The sequence below is a fragment of the Actinocorallia lasiicapitis genome (genome assembly GCF_054778695.1).
On record NZ_BAAGZI010000321.1, the window covers coordinates 1 to 6,902 of the forward strand.

At 69.2% G+C, this 6,902-nt stretch carries 5 protein-coding genes; all 5 read right to left on the reverse strand.

Annotation, left to right across the window (positions count from 1 at the left end; translation table 11 throughout):
• Positions 1 to 3,269 (reverse strand): P-loop NTPase fold protein (locus tag ACYVE7_RS26180; RefSeq protein ID WP_460368148.1); only part of this gene is annotated, 3,269 nt, incomplete at its 3' end.
• 144 nt (positions 3,270 to 3,413) lie between these two features.
• Positions 3,414 to 3,998: a GTP cyclohydrolase I FolE gene (gene folE / locus ACYVE7_RS26185; protein WP_460368151.1), complete on the reverse strand. Its 585-nt coding sequence runs from the start codon at positions 3,996 to 3,998 to the stop codon at positions 3,414 to 3,416.
• 23 nt (positions 3,999 to 4,021) lie between these two features.
• On the reverse strand, positions 4,022 to 5,992 hold the full coding sequence (gene ftsH, locus ACYVE7_RS26190) for an ATP-dependent zinc metalloprotease FtsH (protein WP_460368153.1): 1,971 nt from the start codon (positions 5,990 to 5,992) through the stop codon (positions 4,022 to 4,024).
• Between the two features lie 149 nt (positions 5,993 to 6,141).
• On the reverse strand, positions 6,142 to 6,696 hold the full coding sequence (gene hpt, locus ACYVE7_RS26195) for a hypoxanthine phosphoribosyltransferase (RefSeq protein ID WP_460368155.1): 555 nt from the start codon (positions 6,694 to 6,696) through the stop codon (positions 6,142 to 6,144).
• Positions 6,697 to 6,698: 2 nt separating this feature from the next.
• Positions 6,699 to 6,902, reverse strand: a 204-nt coding sequence (locus ACYVE7_RS26200; protein WP_460368158.1) for a TilS substrate-binding domain-containing protein, incomplete at its 5' end; no start/stop codon positions are given.

Here is a 6,902-nt window from a genome sequence, read left to right on the forward strand (position 1 = left end):
CCGGCCGGGCGATCCGGCGCGGAACCGCTGCCCGCACGCGGAGCGGGCACCCGAACCGGCGCGACGGCGGCCCGGGGGCTCCCGGTCACCGTGTCCACGAACGACCGGATCCCGGCGTCGTCGATCTGCGGCACCACGACGGGCAGCTGGACGAGCTTGCGCAGGAACGACCAGCCGGGCGTCATGTCCTCACCGCTCAGCGCCTGGGCCGCCCCGTTGAGCTCGAAGTGGGAATCCAGATGCGCCGCGATCACGGTGGGATCGAACCCGACCACGAACCTGGCCTTGAAGTCGCTCCCGCTCGAGATCGACGAGAGAAAGAGGTTGATCGCCTCGAAGACCTCCGCGACCGTGCCGGCACGGCACCGGTCCAGGTCGTCCACGAACACGACCAGGTCGTAGCCGCGGGCCCGCAGGTCCCCGAGGATGTCGCCCACGTTGTGCTGGAGCAGGTAGAGCGAGCCCGCCTGGGCGCGGCGGAGCGGATCGGAGAAGGTCTCGGTGTTCCCTCGGACGTCGGTGACGCTCACCCGGTCCAGCACCGGGATGTGGAACAGTTCCCCCGGCAGGAACGGCGCCGCCGAACGGAACAGGTACAGCCAGGCCGTGTGGGCGAGCCCCGCGAGCAGGAACAGTGCGGCGCCGATCAGGGCCAGGGCCGTCGCCGACCAGGAGTGCCCGAAGGCCTCGACCGAGTGGTTCAGCTCGCCCACCCCGAGGATGATCGGCAGCACCGTCGCGCCGAGACCGACCCCGAGCAGCGGCGAGACGATCCGGCGCAGCAGCGCCCGCCGGATCGAGTAACGGTCGACCCGGTCGAGGTTCCGCTCGAACCAGTAGTGCTCACGCGCCCCGTCGCTCGGATACAGGACGGCCCGCGCCGCACCGATGATCTCGTTGACGAGCCCCGCCCACACCTGCTCGCCCGACTGGTGCGTCCACGGGTTGAACCAGGCGGTGATCACTCCCCGGTTCGGTGTGGCGGGCCGGACCGTCCGTTCGGTCCTGCCATGCCGTTTGATCATGAGCATCGCCCGCCGGACGGTCAACCGCCGGTTCGGGGCGGTGACCGGCTCGGGCCGCAGCTCCGCCGGGAGCCGGTCGCGGACCATGCCCATCAGCGTGCTCTTGCCCGAGCCCCACGGCCCCTCGACGCTGACCACGGCCGCACCCGGGTCGTCGAGCGGATCGGCGTTCAGCGGACGGTAGATCTGGTCCGCGATCGCCTCCGCCAGGGAGCTGCGGCCCAGCGTGTCCTGGCCGGCCGGCGCGTCCGACAGCCCCCACATAGCGACCGGTCCGACCTCGATCGTCCGGATCGCCACCCCCGCCATGGGATCCCACAGCCGGACCGTCCCGTCGTAGCCGGCCGACGCCAGCCGCGGACCGGTCTGCTCCGTCGACCAGCTGGTGATCGCCCAGATGCCCGAAGTGTGCCCGAGCAGCGGCTCGCCCAGCGGCCGCCCCTCCTCCGCCGACCAGACCCGGATCGAGTCGTCGTCGCTACCCGAGGCGAGGAAGGGCCTGCCCTCGGCGTCGAGCCAGCCGGTCACACAGCCGACGCGCGCGCTGTGGCCTGCCAGCTCGACGGCCTCGAACCCCGTCGGCTCAGGCCACCAGACCCGGACGGTGTGGTCGAAGCTCGAGGAGGCGAGACCGGGGCGCGGGCCCTGCCAGGAGGTCAGGGAGCGAGCCCAGTCGGTGTGGCCGGTGAGGGTCGCCAGAACCGTGTCCGCGGCGGGATCCCAGATCTGGACGGTGCCGTCGCTGAGCCCGATGGCGAGGGTCAGCCGGCCCTCCTCGTCCGTGCGCGAAGTGAGGGCGAGCACCCAGCTCGACTCGGTCGCGGTGTACACCGCGAGAGGCTCCCGTGACTCCGGATCCCAGACGCGCACCTTCCCGTCGATGCTCCCCGACGCGAGCCGGTGGCCGCCGTCCGGAGTCCGCCAGTGCGCCAACGCCGGGGTCCACGCCGAACCGATGTCCAGCGGTTCGCCGAGCGCGGTCCCGGACTCCGTGTCCCACAGCCGCAGCGTGCCGTCGTCGCCCGCCGACGCCAGACAGGCCCCGCCTTCATCGGTGATCCACGCCTCCAGCGCCCAGATCCCGGCGGTGTGGCCGACCAGCGGGGAACCGATCGGCAGCCCCGTCTCGGGATCCCAGACCCGGATCACCGCCTCGTCGCCACCGGAGGCGACCCTGGCCTTGCCGTCCGGCAGGACCCAGCTCGTCAGGGCCCACATTCCCGCGACATGGCCGACCAGCGGAGTCGCGACGTCGTCGCCGGTCTCGGGATCCCAGAGCCGGATCGTGCCCTGGTCTCCGGCCGAGGCCAGCCAGACCTCGCCCGCCGGCCCCTCGAACGTGGTGATCGCCGGCATCCAGCCGGAGTGGCCGGTCCGCGCAGGGCCCGTCTGGCTGAAGGAATCCGTGTCCCAGAGGCGGACGGTGCCGTCCGCGGCGGCCGAAGCCAGCCGCGGTCTGCCGTCCCGGTCGATCCAGGTGGTCAGGGAACGCACTGTCGCGCGGTGGCCCGAGAGCGTGGAGCCGAGCTGGGCTCCGGTCGTGGCGTCCCAGATCTTGACCGAGCCGTCGACGCCGCCGGAGGCGACCAGGACCGCACCGTCCACGTCCGTCCAGGTGTGCAACCCCAGCAGGCCGGACGGGACGTGCGCCTCGACCGGATCGAGCAGCGGTTCGCCGGTCTCGGCCGACCAGAACCGCAGCATCCCGTCGTCGCCGCCGGACACCAGCCTGACCGAGCCGTCCGGCATCGTGCAGCAGACGACCGCCCACAGCCCCTCGGTATGGCCCTCCAGCGGCTGCCCGACCGGCGCTCCGGTCAGCGCGTCCCAGATCCGGACCGTCCGATCGATGCTCGCCGACGCGATCCGCGGCCCGTCGGGGCCGGTCCAGCTCGTGAGGCCCATCACCCACTCGGTGTGCCCGGTCAGCGGAGGCAGCTCGGCCTCCCCGGTCTCCGGATCCCAGATCCGGATGCCGTGATCCTCACCCGCCGAGGCGACGAGATGCCTTCCGTCCGGCCCCTGCCAGCAGGTCAGGATCCCGACCACGGCCTCGTGGCCGACGAGCGGCTCGCCCACCGAACGTCCGGCGATCGGATCCCAGATCCGCACCGTCCGGTCGGTGCCCGCGGTGGCCAGCCGCACCGCTCCCGCGGCGTTCCGCCACGACACGATCACGCCGACCCCGCCGGGCTGCGCGTCGACCCAGGGAATGTCCTCCGCAGCACCCGGAACGTTGATCACACGACCCCATTCGCCTCGGTCCCCGGACCGGAACCCGCTCCCAGTTGGACTCGCCGTCCCGCTGTGGGGTTCCGGCACAGCGAAGATCGGAACCCGAAGAGGCGGCTCCGGTGAGGAGAACGGGGCGTCGGCTGACGCGACCCGTCAGGGGCGGCCGAGGATGAGGGACATGGCTTCGGCGCGGGTCTGGGCGCTGGTGCGGAAGTCGCCTCGGACGGCGGAGGTGATGGTCTTGGCGCCGGGCTTGCGGACGCCGCGCATCGTCATGCACATGTGTTCGGCCTCGATGACGACGACCGCGCCGCGGGGCTCGAGATTGTCCATCAGGGCGTCCGCGATCTGGCTGGTCAGACGCTCCTGGACCTGCGGGCGGCGGGCGTAGACGTCGACGAGGCGCGCGAGCTTGGAAAGGCCCGTGATCTGCCCTTTTTCGTTGGGGGTGTAGCCGACGTGCGCGACCCCGACGAACGGAAGCAGGTGGTGCTCACAGGTCGAATTAAGAGGAATGTCCTTTACCAGGACCATTTCCTCGTGGTCGGCTTCGAAGACCGTGGTGAGGGCGTCGGCCGGGGTCTGGCGGAGGCCGGCGAACTGCTCGGCGTAGGCGCGGGCCACCCGGGACGGGGTGTTCCGGAGTCCGTCACGGTCGGGATCCTCGCCGATGGCGTACAGGATCTCCCGTACGGCCTTCTCGATCCTTGCGTGGTCGAACTCCGGAACATCACTCATAACAGACACCCTACGCGTAACTGTCAGGCGTCCGAATCGTCGGTCGGGGTTTCGGTGATTTCGACGATCTCGATGGCGGGAGCCGTCAGAGCCAGTTCCTTCGGGGTGAGGACCGGCGGGCGCTCCGAGGGGAGCCGCTTGCCGTAACCCGTGTAGGAGTTGACCTTCTGGCGCTTGCGTATCGGGGCGAAGACCGAGAGGACCTGATCCTTGGAGAGGGTCTCCTTCTCCATCAGCTCGAGCACCAGATGGTCCAGGACGTCCCGGTACTCGGTGAGGATCTCCCAGGCGACGTCGTGGGCGCCTTCGATCAGCCGGCGGACCTCGTCGTCGATCGCCGAGGCGATGTCCTCGGAGTAGTCGCGTTCGTGGCCCATGTCGCGGCCCAGGAACACCTCGCCGTTGCCGGAGCCGAACTTGCGGGCGCCGAGACGCTCGCTCATGCCGTACTCGGTGACCATGTTCCGGGCGATCGAGGTGGCCTTCTCGATGTCGTTCGAAGCGCCGGTGGTGGGCTCGTGGAAGACGAGCTCCTCAGCGGTGCGGCCGCCCAGCAGCATGGCGAGCTGGTCGGTCATCTCCGAACGGGTGGTGAGGAACTTGTCCTCCATCGGGAGGGTCATCGTGTAGCCCAGCGCGCGGCCGCGCGGCAGGATCGTGACCTTGTGGACCGGGTCGGCGTTGGGAAGAGCGTGCGCGACCAGGGCGTGGCCGCCCTCGTGGTAGGCGATGATCTTCTTCTCGGCCTCGGACATGACCCTGGTCTTGCGCTCAGGGCCGGCCATGACGCGGTCGATGGACTCCTCAAGGGTGTCCATGTCGATCAGCTTGCGGTCGAAGCGCGCCGTGAGCAGCGCGGCCTCGTTGATGACGTTCGCCAAGTCCGCACCGGTGAAACCGGGGGTGCGGCGGGCGATGATGTCGAGGTCGACGTCCGGCGCGAACGGCTTGCCCCGTCCGTGGACGCGCAGGATGCCCTTGCGGCCCTCGAGGTCGGGACGGTCCACGGTGACCTGGCGGTCGAACCGGCCCGGACGCAGCAGCGCCGGGTCGAGGATGTCGGGACGGTTGGTGGCCGCGATCAGGATCACGCCGCCCTTGGCGTCGAAGCCGTCCATCTCGACCAGAAGCTGGTTCAGGGTCTGCTCGCGCTCGTCGTGACCGCCGCCCAGGCCCGCACCGCGGTGCCGGCCGACGGCGTCGATCTCGTCGATGAAGATGATCGACGGCGCGTTGGCCTTGGCCTGCTCGAACAGGTCGCGGACGCGCGAGGCGCCCACACCGACGAACATCTCGACGAAGTCGGAACCGGAGATCGAGTAGAACGGCACCCCGGCCTCGCCCGCGACGGCGCGCGCCAGCAGGGTCTTGCCGGTTCCGGGCGGGCCGAACAGCAGCACGCCCTTGGGGATCTTGGCTCCGATGGACTGGAACTTGGCCGGGTTCTGAAGGAAATCGCGGATCTCCTTGAGCTCCTCGATCGCCTCGTCCGCGCCGGCGACGTCCGCGAAGGTGGTCTTGGGCGTGTCCTTGGTGATCAGCTTGGCCTTGGACTTGCCGAAGTTCATGACGCGAGAGCCGCCGCCCTGCATCTGGTTCATGATGAACAGGAAGATGAGGACGATGACGATCAGCGGCAGCAGGCTGAACACGAGGTTCAGCAGCAGGCTCTGCTTGGGGACGTCGACCTTGTAGGACTGGGTCTTGCCGGCCTTGACCTGCTCCTGGAGCTGGTTCTGGAGCTGAAGGCCCTGACCGTCGACCCAGTTGGCCTGGAGGTTCTTGCCGTCGGTCGTCTTGACCTGGATGACCTGGTCCTTGTCGACGACCTTGGCAGAGGTCACCTGGCCGTTCTGGATGGCCGACACGACCTGCGAGGTGTCGACCTTGTCGTAGGTGGTTCCAGGATTGACGCCCCACATCACGAGGGCGACGAGAATCCCGAACAGCAGGACCCACAGCAGTGGTCCGCGGAAGTAGCGCTTCACGTCCATATGTGCGGCAACCCCGGGCGGGGACCGTCCCTCCTGACCAACGTCTGTGGAAAGCTAGCTACTGAAGGTACACCGGACGATGCGAGCCTTGCAGCCAGCGATCTCCAGCGTCTTGCCAACGCTTGGGCAGCTCCGGTAGTTCCCAACGATCAGTTGCTGTACACATGCGGTGCGAGCGTGCCGACGAACGGGAGATTCCGGTATTTCTCCGCGTAGTCCAAGCCGTAACCGATGACGAACTCGTTCGGAATGTCGAACCCGATGTACTTGACGTCGATCTCGGTCTTCACGGCTTCGGGCTTGCGGAGGATCGCGCAGACCTCGAGGCTGGCCGGCTGGCGCGTCTTGAGGTTGTCGATCAGCCACGACAGGGTCAGCCCGCTGTCGACGATGTCCTCGACGATCAGCACGTTCTTGCCGGAGATGTCCGTGTCGAGGTCCTTGAGGATCCGGACGACGCCGGACGACTTGGTGCCCGAACCGTAGGACGAGACCGCCATGAAGTCGAGGCACACATGGCTGTGCAGCGCGCGGGCGAGATCCGCCATCACCATCACGGCGCCCTTGAGGACGGCCACGAGCAGCAGGTCCTTGCCCTCGTAGTCCTTGTCGATCTGGGCGGCGAGCTCCCGGATCTTGGCCTGAAGCTCGTCCTCCGAGATCAGCACCTTCGCGAGGTCAGTGCCCAGGTCCTTCTCGTCCACCCCTATTGCCTTTCTTCGGCGTTTGCTTCCCCTCCGGCCACTTCGGCCGGTCCCCATTGCAGCTTGCCATACCGCCGGAACGCGCAAACCCCGCCGGGCAGGTCGACGGGACCCTGCCCGCGCCACGCGGTGACCAGCCGATCGACGGCGGCGATGTGCCGGGCGGCGAGCGCACCGTCGCGCGCGCCCGCCCGCACGGCCGCGGC